This is a genomic window from Erythrobacter sp. NAP1 (genome assembly GCF_000152865.1).
Taxonomy (GTDB): domain Bacteria; phylum Pseudomonadota; class Alphaproteobacteria; order Sphingomonadales; family Sphingomonadaceae; genus Erythrobacter.
The window spans coordinates 201538-219193 of sequence record NZ_CH672390.1; the positions used below are offsets into that span (position 1 = coordinate 201538).

A 17656-nucleotide genomic window follows, 5' to 3' on the forward strand; every position below is an offset into this window, starting at 1 on the left:
TTTACCGTATAATCCCTAGATATTCCTAGAAAAACCCTAGCCACCCGGCTGCTTCCCGGATATTACCGGGCTCCATCGAACATGCCGATTTGCCCTGCGCTGACCAGAAGAGGTCGGCGCACTGCCCTCGCTCGCGCGGAGGCGGTGACGGGGAAGTTGTGCCTGCGCAGGGGCAGTCACGGTTGCGGCGTGTTCGAGGAGGATTGAGGCCAGCGGTCCCGCGAGGAGGGTCCGCCAAGGGTTAGGGGATCGACGCGTGCCAGCGCCGGGAGCATATAATGGACAGGCCTATTCGCCGGTTGGCGATAAGGGTCGCTATGTCCTGCCCCCTGCATTCCGCAAGGCGGTCAAGGAAAGCTCGGACGGCTCGAAGACGCTGTGCCTTGCGGTCCACGACAAGTACGATTGCCTGGTCGGTTTCGGCCTATCGCGCATCGACGAACTTCACGCCCAGCTTGAGAAAGAGGAAGAGCGCGCCATCCGCCTGGGTGACAGCGATTTCGACCCGGACGAGCGCGCTCAGCAGCTGTTCGGGTTCGAGCAGGTGCCTTTCGACGACAGCGGCCGCTTCGTGATGCCCGAGCATCTCAAGGAACTCGGCATGGTCGAGGACGGGCTCTACTTCCACGGTGCAGGCAAGTTCTTCTTCGTGTGGAACCCCGAAGAGCTTTCGCGCATGGGCCCCGCCTTTCGCGGCGCGCAGGCCAGCTGCCGCGCGCAGATGGCGAAGGCCGAAGCCAAAGCGAAGGGAGCGAAGAAATGACCGCTCCCCACACCCCTGTTTTGCTCGACGAAGTCGTCGCCGCGATCCAGCCTTCGCCCGACATGGCGATCATCGATGCGACCTTTGGTGCAGGCGGCTACTCGCGCGCGCTGCTTGAGAAAGGTGCGCGCGTCTATGCCTTCGACCGCGATCCCAACGCGATCCGCGACGGGCAGGGCATGGTCGCCGAGTTTGATGGCCGTTTATCGCTCCATGCCGAGCGCTTCTCCTCCATGCGTGAGGAAATGACCCGCATCGGCGTGCCCCAAGTCGATGCAGTCGTGATGGATATCGGCGTTTCCTCGATGCAACTCGACCAGGGCGAGCGCGGCTTTGCCTTCAGCGCTGACGGCCCGCTCGACATGCGTATGAGCCAGGCCGGAGAAAGCGCTGCCGACTTCCTCAACACCGCCGACGAAGCCGCAATTGCCGACGTGCTCTACCAGTATGGCGAAGAGCGCCAGTCGCGCCGTGTTGCCCGCGCGATCGTCGCCGCACGTCCGCTGGAAACGACCGGCGATCTGGCCCGAGTGGTGCGCAAGGCACTTGGCCACAAGCCGCACGACAAGAAGGACCCTGCAACGCGCAGCTTTCAGGCGGTGCGTATCCATGTGAACGATGAGCTTGGCGAACTTCGTGCAGGTCTCAACGCGGCAGAGACGCTGCTGCGCGAAGGCGGCGTGCTGGCCGTGGTCAGCTTCCACAGCCTTGAAGATCGCATCGTGAAGCGTTTCCTCAAGGAAGCCTCTGGCGCAGGCCGCGCCGTGTCGCGCCACCTTCCCGGCGAAGTCCCCGGTCCGCCGCCGACATTCACGAGAGTTTCCAAGGCCATTCGCCCCAGCGGCGCAGAGATTGAGCGCAACCCCCGCTCGCGCTCTTCGATCCTGCGTCACGCCATCCGCACTTCCGCCCCCGCAAGAGAAGGAGTCCAGCCATGATCACCCCCGGTTCGCGCATTCGCCAGATGGGTTGGGTCGCAGTCTTGGCGGCGTGCGTGGCTCTTTTCGCACTGCTCAGCTTCCAGGTGCAGACCGTGCGCAGCGAAGTGCTTCTGGCCGAGCGCGAAATCATCGGGCTCGAACGCGAAGTGCAGATGCTGGAAACCGAGTTCCAGACCCGCGCCAGCCAGCGCCAGCTGGCCGAGTGGAACGCGGTAGAGCTTGGCTATCAGGCGCCGCGTGCGGACCAGTATCTCGACAACGAGCGTCAGCTTGCAAGCCTTGGCGTGCCTGTCGGCCCGAACGCACCGTCACCGATCCGCGTGGCTCGCGCCAATCTTGCTGGCCCGGATGCGGAGCCGCGCGAAATGGTCTCGCCCATTACCGGTGCGCCGGTGACGCTCGCCTCGCTTGATGCCGAGGAAGATGCGGGCGCTGTATTCACCGAGGCTTTTGGCGATTTTTTGATCGAGGCCTCGCCCATCCGTCCGGCCAGGGCGCAGGGCACGAGCGCTCCGCCTCCGGGTAACGTCGCGCTCATGTCTGCGGAAATCTCGCAATGACGGCGCTGGCCCTCGACCGAGGGCTGCGGCCATCACGCACGTCCGCGCCGCGCGAGGTGAAGGGCGTGGAGCCTCGGCAGAAGCCGGGCATTGAGCGCGATTGCGGACCGGCTATCCCGGCTGGCCGGATCCATTCGGTTCACATGCGCCAGTCGCTTCTGGTGACAGCCCGCCTGCGGCTCTTCATCATGGTCGCGCTTCTTGGCGTTGTCGCGGTCATCTCGCTGCTGCGCATCGGCTATGTCGGATTTGTTGGTGCAGCGCCGAGCCAGACGAGCCTTGCCGAAGCGCTTCTACCAAGTCGCGGTGAAATCACAGACCGCCACGGCACGCCGCTTGCCCGCACCTTCCCGGCCTATGCGCTGTGGTTCAACCCGCGCGCGATGGAGGATGAGGGTGCACCGCTGGTCGCTGATCCAGCGGACGTGACGGCAAGCCTGATGGAGATTTTCCCCGATCTCGATGAAGATCGCACCCTCGCGATCCTTCGCTCGGCGCGCGGCGGTTATATTCAGCGCCGCATCTTGCCCGAAGACGCCAACCGCGTGTTTGGCCTCGGCGAGATCGCGCTCGAGATCCCGCGCGAGTCCGATCGCCACTATCCGCAAGGCGCGCTCGCAGCGCATATCCTGGGCTACGTTCAGGAAAACGACGAACGCCGCCTCGAAGGCCAGCTTGGGATGGAGCGGGTCCTTGACGAGCAACTCGCCGACAAGGCCTTGCGCGCGGAGCCGGTGGCGCTTTCGATTGACTTGCGCGTGCAGGGTGCACTCGAAGACGAGCTCAGCAAAGGCATGCTCGCGACCAATGCGATTGGCGCTGCGGGCATTGTGCTCGACGTCGATACGGGCGAGATAATGGCGATGGCCTCGCTGCCTGCGTTCAATCCGAACCTGTCGGACGTCCATAAGTCGCCCAACATCTACAACCGTGCGACTAACGCGACCTATGAACTCGGCTCGACTTTCAAGCCGATCACGGTAGCTGCAGCCATCGACGCTGGCGTGGTGCGCAACCTGTCGGCTCAGTGGGACGCGAGCCCGGTCGAGATGTCAGGCCACACCTTTCGCGACCTTAAGCCGAAAGGCGATACGCTGACGGTGCCAGAGGCGCTCGCTTACTCCTCCAACACCGTTACCATGCGCATCGCTGACGAGCTCGGCGAGGAACGCCTTCGCCAAACGGTCATTGATCTTGGTATGAAGGAACGCCCGGTCATCGAATTGCCGGCGCGCGGAAAACCGCAATGGGCCGAAGAACGCCCGAACGGAACATGGTCGCGCCTGACGAACATGGTGGTGAGCTATGGCCATGGCCTCGCCGTGACCCCGCTTCATCTCGCAAGCGCTTATGCGGCGCTGGTCAATGGCGGCATCTGGCGTCCGGCGACCCTTCGCAAGATCGAGCCCGGTGCCGCGCCACGCGGACGCCGCGTGTTCAAGGCATCGACCTCATCGCGTATGCGTCAGCTTCTGCGCATGATCTCGATCTACGGCACCGGCCAGAGTGCAGATGCGCCAGGTTACCGTGTTGGCGGCAAGACAGGTTCGGCTGAAAAGCCGGGTGCTGGCGGCTATCGGCAGACCGCGCTGATTTCATCGTTCGCCGCGGCTTTTCCAATGGATCGTCCGCGCTACGTGGTCGTGACCATGCTTGACGAGCCCAAGGGCACAAAAGCCGCGCGCGGTCAGCGCACCGCCGCCTTCACCGCCGCGCCGATCGTCATGGAGCTGGTGCCGCGCATCGGCCCGATGCTGGGCGTTCGTCCCGACACCAATCGCGACGTCGATATCTCCGACCTGCGCTACCTGATCGAGAACCGCGAATGAAGCTCGCCGCCCTGATCGAGCGCGCTGGTTTGCCCGAGGCCGATGCAGGTGACGCGACAGTCACCGGCTTTGCCATCGACCACCGTAAGGTCGCGCCCGGCACAGTGTTCGGCGCGTTTCGGGGCGCGAACTTTAATGCCGAGGACTTCATCCCCGCTGCCATCGAAGCGGGCGCGGTTGCCATCGTTGCCCGCAGCGAGGCGAAGGTCGAAGGTGCGCTTCACATCGCGAGCGAGGAACCGCGCCGCGACTTTGCGCAGCTGGCCGCCGGGTTCTTCACTCCCGCGCCTGAAACCATCGTCGCGGTGACGGGCACCAACGGCAAGACCTCGACCGCCGAGATGACCCGCCAGATCTGGCGCATGTGCGGCGAGCGCGCGGCGAGCATCGGGACGCTCGGGGTCACCACGCCCGACGGCAGCGTTTCGACTGGCCTGACCACGCCCGACATCGTTACGTTCCTTTCAAACATGAGCGGACTTGCCCGCGAAGGCGTGACTCATGTCGCTTACGAGGCATCGAGCCACGGCCTTTCGCAATATCGCAACGAAGGGCTGCGCGTGAAAGCGGGCGCCTTCACCAACTTCAGCCGCGATCACCTCGATTATCACGAGACCATGGACGCCTATTTCGAAGCTAAGATGCGGCTGTTCGACGAGGTGGTTGAGGAAGACGGCAAGGCAATCATTTGGGACGGCGGGGAAGAATGCGAGTGGACCCGCCGCGCCATCGAGCACGCGCTGTCCCGTAAGTTGCACGTGCTCACAGTGGGCGAGCGAGGCGATTTCCTGCGCCTTGCCGCCCGCGAGGCGACGCAGTTGGGGCAAGTGCTCGACGTTGAATATGACGGTGAGAGCCGCAAGGTGAAGCTGCCGCTGATCGGCGCTTATCAGGCGGCGAATGCTCTCGTTTCGGCAGGTCTCGCGATTGCCACGGGCGCTGCACCCGCGCAGGTCTTCGACGCGATCGGACGGTTGCAGCCGGTTCGCGGTCGGCTTGAACGCGCTTGCCTTACCGCCAGCGGTGCACCCGTTTACATCGATTACGCACACACGCCCGACGCACTCGAAGCCGCGATTGCCGCGCTGCGTCCGCATGTTGACGGCGAGAAGGGCGGCAAACTCATCGTTGTATTCGGCGCAGGCGGAGACCGTGACACGGGCAAGCGCGCACCGATGGGCAAAGTCGCAGCCGATAGCGCGGATCTCGTAATTATCACCGACGACAATCCTCGCGGCGAGGATCCCGGTGAAATCCGCGCAGCCGTGCTTGAAGGTGCAGGCGGAGCGGATCATGTCCGGGCCATCGGCGGACGCCGCGAAGCCATCGCGGCTGCCATCGGCCAGGTCGGCGCACATGACATTATCCTCGTGGCTGGGAAGGGCCACGAGCAAGGACAGATAATCGGGTCGGGAGAGACAATGCGAGTTATGCCGTTCGACGATGTCGAGGTCGCGCGCGAATGCGCGGCGCTTGTCGCCAAGGAAGCATCTCAATGAGCGCCGCACACGCCTTTCTCAAAGCCTGGCCCGCGAACCCGCGCGACGCCTTGCCGCTTGCCTTGTGGGATGCGCAGAGCATCGCTTCCGCGACGGGTGGGACCGCCAGCCACGCTTTCCAGGCATCGGGCGTTGAGATGGACAGTCGTGATGTCCGGCCCGGCGATGTCTTCGTCGCATTGAAGGGCGAGGCGATGGACGGCCACAAGTTCATCGCTGCAGCTTTTGCCAAAGGTGCTGTTGCTGCCATCACCGATCGCCCGGTCGATTTTCCGCATGTGCTGGTCAAGGATACGACCAAGGCTCTGCACGACCTCGCTCATGCAGCGCGCGAGCGCGGCTTTGCCAAGCGTATCGCGGTCACAGGATCGGTCGGCAAGACAGGCGTGAAGGAAGCGATCTTCGCCTCGCTCGACCGGGCCAGCCGAGGGGCAGCGCATCGCAGTGTACGCAGCTATAACAACCATGTCGGTGTGCCGCTTAGCCTTGCTCGCATGCCTGCGCGCGCCAAGTTCGGCGTGTTCGAGATGGGCATGAACCATGCTGGCGAGATTGCGCCGCTGTCGGACCATGTGCGCCCGCATGTCGCACTGATCACCACCATCGCGCCCGCTCATATCGAGAACTTGGGCAGCATGGAGGCAATCGCCGATGAAAAGGCGCAAATCTTCACCGGTCTCGTCACAGGCGGCACGGCGATCATTCCGGCGGACAGCGAATATGCGGGTCGCATGATCGGTCACGCCAAGGCTCTCGGCGTCAATGTCGTGACCTTCGGGCGCAGCGAGCATGCTGATGTCCGTCTGCTTGATGCCATCCCGAGTGCGACCGGCGGCTCTATGGTCACGGCTGACCTTGGCGATGCGCGGCTTTGCTACACGATTGCCGAGCCTGGCGAGCACTGGATTGCAAACTCACTCGGCGTAATCGCTGCAGTTCGCGCCGCTGGCGGCGATCTTGCCAGCGCGGGCCTAGCGCTTGCCGAAATGGGCGGGCTCAAAGGGCGCGGGGCACGCTTCGATATCCCTGCAGCAGGCGGTAAGGCTCTGCTCGTCGATGAAAGCTACAACGCCAATCCTGCTTCGATGCGCGCCACCTTGCGCGCGCTTGGACAGACACCGGCGCATCGCAGAGTGGCTGTGCTCGGCTCAATGAAGGAACTGGGCGACTTCGCTCCGCGCTTCCACGCACAGATCGCAGAGCCGCTGACCGAAGCCAAAATCGACCACGTGATACTTGTCGGCGACGAGATGCGCGCTCTTGCCGGGGAATTGGGGAGAATGCCTGCCAATTCGCTTGGCTTTGCCCCCAGCTTCGCCCAATGCGATAGCCCTGCCGAAGCGATTGCGGCGCTCGAGGAATATGGGCTGACACACGGGGACGCTGTGCTGGTCAAGGGCTCCAATTCGGTTGGTCTCGGCAGATTGGTACAACACTTTACGAAGGCGCGTGGATGAAGCGCCTCATTGGGATCTAGATGCTCTACCTGCTTGCCGAATGGCTGGGGTTCGAAGGCCCGCTGAACCTGGTTCGCTACCAGACCTTCCGTTTCGGGGCGACATTGATGACGGCGCTGATTATCGGGATGATCATCGGCCCGCGTTTCATCAACATGCTGCGCGTTCGTCAGGGCAAGGGTCAGCCGATCCGCGAAGACGGCCCGCAATCGCACCTCGCCAAGCGCGGCACGCCCACAATGGGCGGGCTGATGGTGCTGGTGGCGCTGACGCTGTCGCTGCTATTGTGGATGGACCCGCGCAGCCCGTTTGTATGGGCCTGTCTCGCTGTGACCATGGGCTTCGGGATCATTGGTTTCCTCGACGACTACGACAAGGTGACCAAGGCGAGCCACGCGGGCCTCTCAGGCAAGGTGCGGCTTTTGATGGAGTTCATCGTCGCGGGCATCGCGAGCTACATCATCGTCAGCCAGATCAGCACCGATCTTTACATCCCGTTTTTCTCTGATGTGCAGATCCCGCTTGGGCCTGCCTACTACGTATTTGCCGCCGTCTTCATCGTCGGCTTCGGCAATGCGGTTAACCTCACCGATGGGCTCGATGGCCTCGCGATTATGCCGGTCATCATCGCGGCGGGTACCTTTGCGATCATCGCCTATCTCGTCGGGCGCACCGATTTCACGCAATATCTCGGTATTCCCTATGTCGAAGGGGCGGGTGAGCTTGCGATCTTCTGCGCGGCCATCATGGGAGCAGGACTTGCCTTCCTGTGGTTCAACGCGCCGCCTGCTGCGGTCTTTATGGGCGATACCGGCAGCCTGGCACTGGGCGGGGCTCTCGGTGCGATTGCGGTTGCGGCTCACCACGAGGTCGTGCTGCTCATCGTGGGCGGTCTCTTCGTGGTCGAGACCGCCAGCGTCATCATCCAGGTCTTCTGGTTCAAGCGCACCGGCAAGCGGGTCTTCCGCATGGCGCCGATCCACCACCATTTCGAGCAGCTTGGCTGGTCTGAGAGCAAGGTCGTGATCCGCTTCTGGATCATCGCCATCGTGCTGGCGCTGGTCGGTCTTTCCACTCTCAAGCTGAGGTAAGCGCGCACCCGTGATCACCTCTTCCGCCTTTGCTGACAAACGCTTTGCGATCTTGGGCCTTGCGCGCTCCGGGGCGGCGGCGGCTGAGGCGTTGCTGGCGAGCGGGGCGAAGCTGACCGTGTGGGACAGGCAGGACGTTGCGCGCGCTCCGTTCGAGGGGCGCTGCGACATCGCTGATCCGCTGGAGACTGAGCTGACGGGCTTCGACGGGGTCGTCGTTTCCCCCGGCGTTCCACTTAACACGCACCCCATCGCGGGCCACGCCGCGCAATTCAGCGTGCCGGTCATCGGCGATATCGAACTATTTGCCCGCGCCCGCGCCGACCTGCTTCCGCACAAGGTCGTCGGGATCACCGGGACCAACGGGAAATCGACCACGGTCGCGCTCGTCCACCACATTCTTCAGATGGCCGGTATCCCGTCGCTGCTGGGCGGGAATATCGGCGAACCTATCATGGCGCAGGAGCCGCTTGCCCCCGGAGAGGGCGGCGAGGGCGTTTATGTGCTGGAGCTATCGAGCTACCAGATCGACCTCACCACCAGCCTCGATTGCGAGGTGGCCGCGCTCACCAACATCACGCCCGATCACCTCGACCGCTACGACGGCTTTGCCGCCTATGCCGCAGCGAAAGAGCGACTGTTCAAAATGCAGTCGCCGCGCAATCTGGCCGTCTTCGGTTCGCTTGAGGAGCCGGTCGGCGCAATCTACCGCCGCCAGATCGAGTTCCGAGGCGAGGGCCGTGCTCAAGCAGCAGACCTCGATGCCCTGCGCGATCGGCAGGCCAATTGGCCCAGCCTGCAGGGGCCGCACAATCTTGAGAACGTAGCCGTGGCCGTCGCGATCGTCGAAGAGCTTGGCGTGACCGAGGCGCAGTGGTCACACGCTATTCCGCGATTTCGAGGCCTGCCGCACCGGATGGAAATCGTGTGCGAAGAAGAGGGCGTGCTCTTCATCAACGACAGCAAGGCCACCAACACCGACGCCAGCGCGCCCGCGCTTGCCGCTTACCCGCGCGGCGAAGCGGACAGGCCGCGTATCCACTGGATCGTGGGCGGCCTCGCCAAGGAAGATGGGCTTGGCAAGTGTGCCGAGCACTTGGGAGACATAGCCGTCGCCTATACCGTGGGCGAAGCAGGGCCACGGTTCGCAGAGCTTCTCGAAGGCGAGGTTCCCAAGGTCGAACGTTGCGAACTGGTAAGCGAAGCTGTTCGCCGCGCGAAAGACGCCGCAGTCGCCGGAGATGTCGTTCTCTTCTCACCCGCCTGCGCGAGCTTCGACCAGTTCCGAGACTACGAAAAGCGCGGCGAGCATTTCCGGCAGTTGGTTGGCGTGATCGCTGATTGCGACATCGATTGCTCTGCCGCCTCGTCTGCAAAGGACAGTGCAGCATGAACGGCGCCTTCATCCCCACCCGAAGCGATGCGAAGTTCCACGCACCCGTACCGCAGAACCGCGGCTTTGCCGATCGCGTCCGCATCTGGTGGCGCGAAATCGACAAGTGGCTGCTCGGCATGGTGCTCTTGCTTATGGCGCTCGGCACGGTCGCGGTCGCTGCGGCTTCGCCTGCAGCGGGGCGTCAATATCAGGTCTCCGAATTCGTCTTTTTCCAGAAGCACGTGATCTTCCAGCTTCTGGGCATTGGCGTCATGCTGTTCGTATCGCTCGCCAGCCGCGACAATGCCCGGCGCATGGGCATCGTGATGGCGGTGGCCATGCTGGGGCTGATGCTGCTTGTCCCCGTGATCGGGGTAGAGGTGAACGGCGCAAGGCGATGGATCAACCTTGGCATGCGCCTGCAACCGAGCGAGTTCCTGAAGCCCGGCTTTGCCGTGCTGCTCGCATGGATGCTGTCATGGCGCCTGCGCGATCCAAGCTTGCCGGTGGTGGCCTATGCCACGCTCACCATGGCGCTCGTCGCTGCGCTTCTGATGCTTCAACCCAACCTTGGCGCGACGATCCTGTTCGGCGGGGTCTGGTTCGTTCTGGTGTTGCTATCGGGCGTCTCGCTGCAACGTCTCGGCGCCCTGATCGCGGTGGGAGTGAGCGGGCTGACCGCGGCATACTTCCTCTATGACAACGCGCGCTACCGCATAGACAGCTTCTTCGGAGGCGGCGTTGCATTCGACCAAGTTGATCTGGCCCAGCGTACGATCCTCAATGGCGGCTGGACCGGCACCGGCCTTTGGCTGGGTAGGCGCAAGATGAGCCTTCCCGAAGCGCACACCGATTACATCTTCTCGGTCATCGGCGAGGAGTTCGGGCTCCTCATGTGCGCGCTCATCCTGCTTTTGTATGTCGCGATCGTCGCCCGGGTGCTGGTAAGGCTGGTGGACGAAGACAATCTGTTTGCGCTGCTCGCAGGCGCCGGGCTGGTTTCGCTCATCGGCGGGCAGGCTTTCATCAACATGGCGGTGAACCTTCAGCTGTTCCCATCCAAGGGCATGACGCTCCCACTCGTAAGCTACGGGGGATCATCTACGCTCGCCGTGTGTTTCACTCTTGGGCTATTGCTCGCCATCACCCGCCGCAACCCGTTCCTCGAACGTGAGAAGCCGGGACTGAAGAACCTGTTTGAGAAAAAGGAGGGCCGCGCATGAACAGCGAAACAGCGACAGGCGCGTCACGCCATTTCGTCCTCGCCGCAGGGGGAACGGGCGGCCACCTGATCCCCGCCTTTGCGCTTGCCGAGGAACTGCACCAGCGCGGCCACCACGTTGCTCTCATCACCGATGAGCGCGGGGCCAACATTCCGGGCAAGCCCGAATATCTGACCGCTCATGTCCTTCCTGCAGGCCGTTTCGGCAAGAACCCGCTCAAGTGGATCGGTGGTATTCGCGCCGTGCTCGAAGGGCGCAACATGGCCCTGCGCCTGTTCGAGAGTTTCGAGCCGTCCGCCGTGGTGGGCTTCGGCGGCTATCCCGCATTGCCCGCGCTGCTGGCTGCAACTTCCGCCGAGATTCCGAGCGTCGTTCACGAGCAGAACGCGGTGTTGGGCCGCGTCAATCGCCTGCTGGCTGGTCGGGTCGAGGCGATTGCGACCTCGTATCCCGAAGTCGCTCGCCTGAAGCCAAAGCATTCGGGCAAGGTGCACCTTGTCGGCAATCCGGTGCGCGAAGAGGTGCTGGCGCTGCGCGACGAAGATTTCCCGGCTTTCACCGAAGAGGGTCTTCTGCGCGTCCTCATCACCGGCGGCAGCCAGGGGGCCAGCGTACTTTCCGAAGTTGTTCCCGATGGTCTTGCGATGCTGCCCCCGGCGCTTTGCCAACGCTTGCAGGTAACGCAGCAATGTCGCCCGGAGGACGTCGATGCGGTGCGCGAACGCTATGCGAGCCACGACATCCCGGCTGAACTCGGCACTTATTTTGAAGACATGCATGAACGCCTTGCTGGAACCCACCTGTTTATCGGCCGCGCAGGCGCGTCGACCATTGCCGAGCTGACCGCAGTGGGCCGCCCGGCAATCCTCGTGCCGCTGCCTATTGCGACTGATGACCACCAGGCCGCGAACACGCGCGAAATCGTGAAGGCAGGCGGCGCGCGCATGATCCGCCAGTCGAGCTTCACGCCCAAGGAACTGGCGAAACAGATTCAGGCGCTGGCTCAGAAGCCCGACAGCCTTTCGAACGCTGCACATGGCGCGTGGAATTGCGGTCGGCCCAAGGCTGCGAGGGATCTTGCCGACCTCGTTGAAAGCTTTGGCGGCGTGGACCTGATGGACGTGATCCGCGTGGGCGAACACAACACGCGCGGCGCATCGCAGGAAGCCACCGTCGCAAAGCCCGCAACCAAGGACCGCGCAGCATGAAGGGCGTCGGCACCGACATTGGTGTTATTCACTTTGTCGGCATCGGCGGGATCGGCATGTCCGGCATTGCCGAAGTCATGCACAATCTCGGCTACACGGTGCAGGGCTCTGACATCAAAGAAGGCCCGGTGGTCGAGCGCCTGCGCGAACAGGGCATCTCGGTACGCATCGGGCACGAGAAGGAGAACGTCGAAGGCGCTGCCGTCGTTGTCACCTCAAGCGCGGTGCGCCGGACCAATCCCGAGGTTGCGCACGCCCTCGAAAACCGCACCCCGGTGGTTCGCCGCGCCGAGATGCTCGCAGAGCTCATGCGCCTCAAATCGACGGTCGCGGTCGCTGGCACGCACGGAAAGACCACGACGACCAGCATGATCGCAAGCCTGCTCGACTGCGGAGAGATCGATCCCACGGTCATCAATGGCGGCATCATCGAGCAATACGGCTCCAACGCGCGCATGGGCGATAGCGACTGGATGGTTGTCGAAGCCGATGAGAGCGACGGCAGCTTCCTGCGGCTCGACGGTACCATCGCGGTCGTCACCAATATCGATCCCGAACACCTCGACCATTACGGCGATTTTGACGGAGTGAAGAAAGCCTTCGTCGAGTTCATTCACAACGTGCCGTTCTATGGCGCTGCGATCCTTTGCGTCGATCACCCCGAAGTTCAGGCGGTTATCGGCGATGTGCGTGACCGCAAGGTCGTGACATACGGCTTCTCGCTTCAGGCTGACATTTGCGGCGTCAATGTGCGCCCGACTGAAAGCGGCAACACGTTCGACGTAATCGTCCGCCAACGCGGCGAAGAAGATCGCCGGATCGAAGGCGTGCATCTGCCCATGCCAGGCCGCCACAACGTGCAGAACGCGCTCGCCGCCATCGCGGTCGCGATCGAGATGGGCTGTTCTGACGAGACGATCTGTAACGGCTTTGGCAGCTTTAGCGGGGTCCGGCGGCGTTTTACCAAAGTTGGCACTGTCCCGTTTCCGACCGGCCACGCGACCATCATTGACGATTACGCGCATCACCCGGTCGAAATCCGCGCCGTACTTGGCGCAGCGCGCGAAGCGACCGAGGCCGCAGGCGTCGAAGGGCGCGTAATTGCGGTCATGCAGCCACACCGATACACGCGCCTCAACGACCTGATGGACGATTTCCAGAACTGCTTCAACGAGGCTGATATGGTGTTCATCACCCCGGTCTACGAGGCAGGCGAAGACCCGATCGAGGGCGTCAATTCGGAAAGCCTGGTCACCGGCCTCAAGTCGCGCGGGCATCGCTCGGCGCAAACAACCCCTGACCATGATGACCTTGCAGCAACACTCGCCGAAGAATTGCGCGAAGGCGACATGGTCGTGTGCCTCGGCGCGGGGGATATCACCCGCTGGGCAGCTACCCTTGCCGAAGCGATTGAATCACAACGGAGCGCATGAACGAAATGGTGCAACCGGGCGACTGGTACGACATGGACGATGGGTCGGCTCCGACGAGCTCGGTCGAAGGATCGGCTGATGGGCTGATCCCGACCGATGGCATTCGCGGAGAGCTGACCCAGAATGCGCCGCTCGCTAAGCATGTCTGGTTTCAGAGCGGGGGCAATGCCGACTGGCTGTTCGAGCCAGCCGACCTAGAAGACCTGCGAACATTCCTCGACCGCCTCGACGGCCGCATGCCAGTGATGGCGCTTGGTGTCGGCTCCAACATGATCATCCGGGACGGCGGTGTTCCGGGCGTAGTGATCAAGCTTGGCAAGCCCTTCATGGACATCGAGATCACGGGCGACACCACGCTCAAGGCGGGGGCAGCTGTGCCGGTGAGCATGGTTGCACGGCGCGCGGCCAAGGCCGGTATCGACGGCCTTTCCTTCTATGTTGGCATCCCTGGATCGGTCGGCGGCGTTACGCGGATGAACGGCGGCTGTTATGGTCGCGAGACCTGCCAGGTGCTGACCGATTGCGACGTGCTGATGCCAAACGGTGAGCTGGTGACGCTTTCCAATGCCGACCTGCAATATAGCTATCGCCATTCCGCGTTACCCGATGGCGCGGTCGTGGTCGAAGTGCGCTTCGAAGGGTTTCCCGGCGATCCCGACACAATCAAGGAGGAGATGGACCGCATCTCCTCGCAGCGGAAGGATTCGCAGCCGATCGGCTCGCGCACCGGCGGCTCGACCTTCAAGAACCCCGATGGCCATTCTAGCTGGAAGCTGATCGATGATGCCGGCCTTCGCGGCTTCAAGCATGGCGGCGCACAGGTGTCAGAGAAGCACTGCAACTTCCTGATCAACACCGGCGATGCGACCAGCTCCGATATCGAGGGGCTGGGCGAACTCGTGCGCGAGAAAGTTTACGCCAATTCGGGCATCCAGCTCGAATGGGAAATCAAGCGAGTTGGCAGGCCGTGAGCGACGCCGCGCCTCTCCACGTCGCCGTCCTGATGGGCGGCTGGGCGAATGAGCGTGAAGTTTCGCTCATGTCAGGTGCGGGCGTGTCCGATGCGCTCGAGATGAATGGCCACCGCGTCACGCAGATCGACATGGATCGCGACGTGGCGCAGCGGATTACCGAGGCGAAGCCGGATGTGGTCTTCAACGCGCTACACGGAGTGCCGGGCGAAGATGGCAGCGTGCAGGGCATGCTCGACCTCATGGGCGTGGCTTACACCCATTCGGGCATGGCGACCTCGGTCATTGCCATCGACAAGCAACTGACCAAGCAGGCGCTGATCCCGCATGGCGTCCCTTTTCCCGGAGGCCGGATCGTCGCAACCAAGGACATCTTCGAACGCGATCCGCTTCCGCGTCCTTATGTGCTCAAGCCCGTCAATGAAGGGTCGAGCGTCGGTGTCGCCATTGTCACCGAGGACTCCAACGTCGGCAATCCAATCAACCGGGACGCTCCGGGTCCGTGGCAGCAATTCGACCAGCTTCTTGCCGAACCGTTCATCAAAGGGCGCGAGCTTACGACTGCCGTCATCGACGGTGCGGATGGCCCCCGCGCGCTTGGCGTGACCGAGCTCATCATCGAGCACGGTTTCTACGATTACGAGCACAAATACACCGAGGGGCGCACCCAGCATGTCTGCCCGGCCGACATACCGGCCGAGATCGCTGCCCTGTGCGAAGACTACGCGATCCGCGCGCACAAGGTGCTCGGCTGTCACGGTACCAGCCGCACGGATTTCCGCTGGGACGACGAGGCAGGCGAGGATGGCCTTTTCGTCCTCGAAACCAACACGCAGCCGGGCATGACGCCGCTCAGCCTCGTCCCCGAGCAGGCCAAGCATGCCGGTATCAGCTACCCCGAACTCGTCGAACTGATCGTTCGCGAAGCCCTCAGGGTTCACGCTGCGAAGGGAGGCGCAGATGGCTAAGATCAAACGTTCGAGCGGCAAGGGCGTTCGCCGCGCCGCCAAGTCGCAGAGCCGCGCCGCAGGTGCACGCCGCGCCAAGGCCAAGACGAGCGGTTTCGTGGATAGCGCCATGGGCGTTCTACCTTTCACCGAAGAGCAATGGAGCACGATCTGGCTGACGATCATCATCGGCGGCGCGGTCGGCATTGCTTTCGTAATTGCGAACCTCGCAGGCGTTCCCGCCATGGCCCAGGCGCAAGTCTCGGCAATGGCATCCGATGCTGGCTTTGAGGTAAAGCGCGTGCGCGTCACCGGTACGAGCCATATGGACGAGCAAGCGGTCTACGCAATCGCCTTAGCCCAGCGTGATCGCCCCATGCCGGAGGTTGAGCTGGAGTCGCTGAGAGAGCAGCTCAAAACGCAGCTTCCATGGGTCAAGGATGCGCGGGTGTCGCTCCAGCTGCCTTCGACGCTCGCTATCGATATTGTCGAGCGCACGCCTCACGCGGTGCTGCAAAAACCCGATCGACTGATGCTTATCGACCTTGAGGGCGCGGAGCTTGAACCGATCGCACGCGAAGATGCCGGCGGAATGCTGCAAATCTCGGGCCCCGGCGCTTCGCAGCAGGTCGCGCCTCTCGGTCAGCTTTTGGCTGCAGCCCCCGCGCTTCAGCCGCAAGTCGAGGCCGCCGAATGGGTCGGCAACCGTCGCTGGAACCTGACTTTCAAGAGCGGTCAGGTGCTCGCACTTCCCGAGGGCGCTGAGACTTCCGCAAAGGCGCTCGTCAAGTTTGCCCGTATGGATGGCCAGAACCGCTTGATCGGTGGCGAAGTGGCGACGTTCGACATGCGCTCACCGCCGCGCATCTACATGCGTGTGCCAGGCCGCGCCGATGCGATTGAACTCGCTGCCAACTCGGCAGCGGAGACGAAGTGATGGCGTCCAAGCCCGCCCTCAAGTCTTCCGGTCGTCTCGCCAAGATATTTGGTGCGGTCAATGTGGGCTCGTTCCGCATTTCAGCGATGATCATGGGCGAAACCGAGACCGGCGATCTTGTCGTGCTGGGATCAGGCCACCGCGCCAGCGCAGGGGTCAAGCGCGGCTATGTCACGGACATGAAAGCGGCGACCTACGCAATCCGCGACGCGGTTGAGCGCGCTGAAAAGAACGCGGGCACCAGCATCCAGAGCGTGTGGATCGCCTGCGCCGGGGCAGGTCTCAAGAGCTCGGTCAGCAAGGTCGAGATCGAAATCGGCGGTCGCCGGATCGAGGAAGAGGACATTGAGCACCTGCTGATCGAAGCGCAGGGCATGATCGAGCCGGACGGACGCAGCGTGCTTCACGCGATCCCTGCCCACTACACGCTGGATGGAGCGCACGGCGTTGCCAACCCAAGGGGCCTCCATGCAGAACGTCTCGGTGTCGATATCCACGTGATGCTTGCCGACGGCGCGCCGGTTCGAAACCTGATGGAAGCGGTTCAGAACGCGCATCTCGAAGTCGAGGCCGTCGTCGCGACCCCGCTTGCCTGCGGATATGCGTGCCTGACCGAGGAAGAGCGCGAACTGGGCGTCGCGCTCGTCGAAATTGGCGCGGACGTCACCAATGTCTCGGTTTTTGCTGCCGGAATGCTGCTTGGCCTCAGGGCTATTCCCATGGGTTCGGGCGATATCACGGATGCGGTTGCGAGCGCATTCGGCATTCGCCGCTTTCAGGCTGAACGGCTCAAATGCGTATCGGGTTCGGCGATCGCCTCGCCGTCCGACCACCGCGAAATGATCCCGGTTCACGGCCCGAACGAGGGGCCCGGCGAAGCGAGCGCGCCGCAGGCTCGCGGCGCCGACGACAAGAACCGCATAGCGCGCGCTGAGCTTATCTCCGTCATCACCCAGAGCCAGTCACAGTTGACCACCGAGATTGGAAAGGCGCTGAAACAGATGGGCTTTTCAGGCCCACGCGCCGGGCAGGTTGTTATAACTGGCGGCGGCGCAGAGCTTGCAGGACTTGCCGAGTTTACACAGAGCGCACTCGCCATGCCGGTGCGTATCGGTCGTGCTCCCACATTGACGGGCCTCCCGGAAGCGCATGCGACACCGGGCTTTGCTGGGCTCGCAGGACTGTGCCTATATGCAGCGGAAGACCCGGTCGATATCCGCGCGATCGGGGCGCGCTACACCAAGACACGCGACTTTGGCGGGGCACTCGACCCGTTCATGGGTATCGCCCGTTTGTGGAGAGCTTTGCGTGAGAATTTCTGAATTGTGCGGTTTGTAGGCCTCGAATAGCGGCCAAGCGAGATTCAATACTCGGGCGAGTTGGTATAGAAACGTTATTAACCGCCTGTGGATAAGGAATTGT

Annotated in this window: 15 protein-coding genes; all 15 read left to right on the plus strand. The window is 63.0% G+C overall.

Features of this window, described 5'->3' with window-relative positions:
* The first annotated feature begins 256 nt into the window (after nt 1-256).
* From NAP1_RS00915 to ftsA, 15 genes are read left to right on the plus strand one after another with little or no spacing between them, the layout of a single operon-like run.
* Nucleotides 257-763 carry a division/cell wall cluster transcriptional repressor MraZ gene (locus NAP1_RS00915; protein ID WP_007163324.1) on the plus strand — a complete coding sequence of 169 codons (507 nt, stop codon included), beginning with the start codon at nt 257-259 and terminating at the stop codon, nt 761-763.
* On the plus strand, nt 760-1701 hold the full coding sequence (rsmH, locus tag NAP1_RS00920; protein WP_007163325.1) for a 16S rRNA (cytosine(1402)-N(4))-methyltransferase RsmH: 942 nt from the start codon (nt 760-762) through the stop codon (nt 1699-1701). The genes NAP1_RS00915 and rsmH overlap by 4 nt, the downstream gene beginning before the upstream one ends.
* The gene (locus NAP1_RS00925) at nt 1698-2264 is read left to right on the plus strand and encodes a hypothetical protein (RefSeq protein ID WP_007163326.1); all 567 of its coding nucleotides are present in this window, start codon (nt 1698-1700) and stop codon (nt 2262-2264) included. The genes rsmH and NAP1_RS00925 overlap by 4 nt, the downstream gene beginning before the upstream one ends.
* A complete protein-coding gene (locus NAP1_RS00930) occupies nt 2261-4093 on the plus strand; it encodes a penicillin-binding protein 2 (RefSeq protein WP_007163327.1) in 1833 nt (610 codons plus the stop codon). The genes NAP1_RS00925 and NAP1_RS00930 overlap by 4 nt, the downstream gene beginning before the upstream one ends.
* Entirely contained in the window at nt 4090-5592 is a 1503-nt protein-coding gene (locus NAP1_RS00935) for a UDP-N-acetylmuramoyl-L-alanyl-D-glutamate--2,6-diaminopimelate ligase (protein WP_007163328.1), read from the plus strand. Before NAP1_RS00930 ends, NAP1_RS00935 begins: the two co-directional genes overlap by 4 nt.
* Nucleotides 5589-7049, plus strand: a complete 1461-nt coding sequence (murF, locus tag NAP1_RS00940; protein WP_007163329.1) for a UDP-N-acetylmuramoyl-tripeptide--D-alanyl-D-alanine ligase — start codon at nt 5589-5591, stop codon at nt 7047-7049. Before NAP1_RS00935 ends, murF begins: the two co-directional genes overlap by 4 nt.
* A gap of 20 nt (nt 7050-7069) precedes the next feature.
* On the plus strand, nt 7070-8140 hold the full coding sequence (gene mraY, locus NAP1_RS00945) for a phospho-N-acetylmuramoyl-pentapeptide-transferase (RefSeq protein ID WP_007163330.1): 1071 nt from the start codon (nt 7070-7072) through the stop codon (nt 8138-8140).
* Between the two features lie 10 nt (nt 8141-8150).
* Entirely contained in the window at nt 8151-9533 is a 1383-nt protein-coding gene (murD, locus tag NAP1_RS00950) for a UDP-N-acetylmuramoyl-L-alanine--D-glutamate ligase (protein ID WP_007163331.1), read from the plus strand.
* Nucleotides 9530-10738, plus strand: a complete 1209-nt coding sequence (locus NAP1_RS00955; RefSeq protein ID WP_007163332.1) for an FtsW/RodA/SpoVE family cell cycle protein — start codon at nt 9530-9532, stop codon at nt 10736-10738. The genes murD and NAP1_RS00955 overlap by 4 nt, the downstream gene beginning before the upstream one ends.
* Nucleotides 10735-11946: an undecaprenyldiphospho-muramoylpentapeptide beta-N-acetylglucosaminyltransferase gene (murG, locus tag NAP1_RS00960; protein WP_007163333.1), complete on the plus strand. Its 1212-nt coding sequence runs from the start codon at nt 10735-10737 to the stop codon at nt 11944-11946. The genes NAP1_RS00955 and murG overlap by 4 nt, the downstream gene beginning before the upstream one ends.
* Nucleotides 11943-13379, plus strand: a complete 1437-nt coding sequence (gene murC / locus NAP1_RS00965) for a UDP-N-acetylmuramate--L-alanine ligase (protein ID WP_007163334.1) — start codon at nt 11943-11945, stop codon at nt 13377-13379. Before murG ends, murC begins: the two co-directional genes overlap by 4 nt.
* Nucleotides 13376-14350, plus strand: a complete 975-nt coding sequence (gene murB / locus NAP1_RS00970; protein ID WP_007163335.1) for a UDP-N-acetylmuramate dehydrogenase — start codon at nt 13376-13378, stop codon at nt 14348-14350. Before murC ends, murB begins: the two co-directional genes overlap by 4 nt.
* Nucleotides 14320-15318 carry a D-alanine--D-alanine ligase gene (locus tag NAP1_RS00975; protein ID WP_007163336.1) on the plus strand — a complete coding sequence of 333 codons (999 nt, stop codon included), beginning with the start codon at nt 14320-14322 and terminating at the stop codon, nt 15316-15318. Before murB ends, NAP1_RS00975 begins: the two co-directional genes overlap by 31 nt.
* Entirely contained in the window at nt 15311-16234 is a 924-nt protein-coding gene (locus NAP1_RS00980; protein ID WP_007163337.1) for a cell division protein FtsQ/DivIB, read from the plus strand. The genes NAP1_RS00975 and NAP1_RS00980 overlap by 8 nt, the downstream gene beginning before the upstream one ends.
* Entirely contained in the window at nt 16234-17556 is a 1323-nt protein-coding gene (gene ftsA / locus NAP1_RS00985; protein ID WP_007163338.1) for a cell division protein FtsA, read from the plus strand. Before NAP1_RS00980 ends, ftsA begins: the two co-directional genes overlap by 1 nt.
* Nucleotides 17557-17656: the final 100 nt, after the last annotated feature.

Bases quoted from the DNA above. Each gene is read 5' to 3' on its own strand.
- rsmH (WP_007163325.1), top strand. From the start codon at position 760: ATGACCGCTCCCCACACCCCTGTTTTGCTCGACGAAGTCGTCGCCGCG.
- NAP1_RS00925 (WP_007163326.1), top strand. From the start codon at position 1,698: ATGATCACCCCCGGTTCGCGCATTCGCCAGATGGGTTGGGTCGCAGTC.
- NAP1_RS00930 (WP_007163327.1), top strand. From the start codon at position 2,261: ATGACGGCGCTGGCCCTCGACCGAGGGCTGCGGCCATCACGCACGTCC.
- NAP1_RS00935 (WP_007163328.1), top strand. From the start codon at position 4,090: ATGAAGCTCGCCGCCCTGATCGAGCGCGCTGGTTTGCCCGAGGCCGAT.
- murF (WP_007163329.1), top strand. From the start codon at position 5,589: ATGAGCGCCGCACACGCCTTTCTCAAAGCCTGGCCCGCGAACCCGCGC.
- mraY (WP_007163330.1), top strand. From the start codon at position 7,070: ATGCTCTACCTGCTTGCCGAATGGCTGGGGTTCGAAGGCCCGCTGAAC.
- NAP1_RS00955 (WP_007163332.1), top strand. From the start codon at position 9,530: ATGAACGGCGCCTTCATCCCCACCCGAAGCGATGCGAAGTTCCACGCA.
- murG (WP_007163333.1), top strand. From the start codon at position 10,735: ATGAACAGCGAAACAGCGACAGGCGCGTCACGCCATTTCGTCCTCGCC.
- murC (WP_007163334.1), top strand. From the start codon at position 11,943: ATGAAGGGCGTCGGCACCGACATTGGTGTTATTCACTTTGTCGGCATC.
- murB (WP_007163335.1), top strand. From the start codon at position 13,376: ATGAACGAAATGGTGCAACCGGGCGACTGGTACGACATGGACGATGGG.
- NAP1_RS00975 (WP_007163336.1), top strand. From the start codon at position 14,320: ATGGGAAATCAAGCGAGTTGGCAGGCCGTGAGCGACGCCGCGCCTCTC.
- NAP1_RS00980 (WP_007163337.1), top strand. From the start codon at position 15,311: ATGGCTAAGATCAAACGTTCGAGCGGCAAGGGCGTTCGCCGCGCCGCC.
- ftsA (WP_007163338.1), top strand. From the start codon at position 16,234: ATGGCGTCCAAGCCCGCCCTCAAGTCTTCCGGTCGTCTCGCCAAGATA.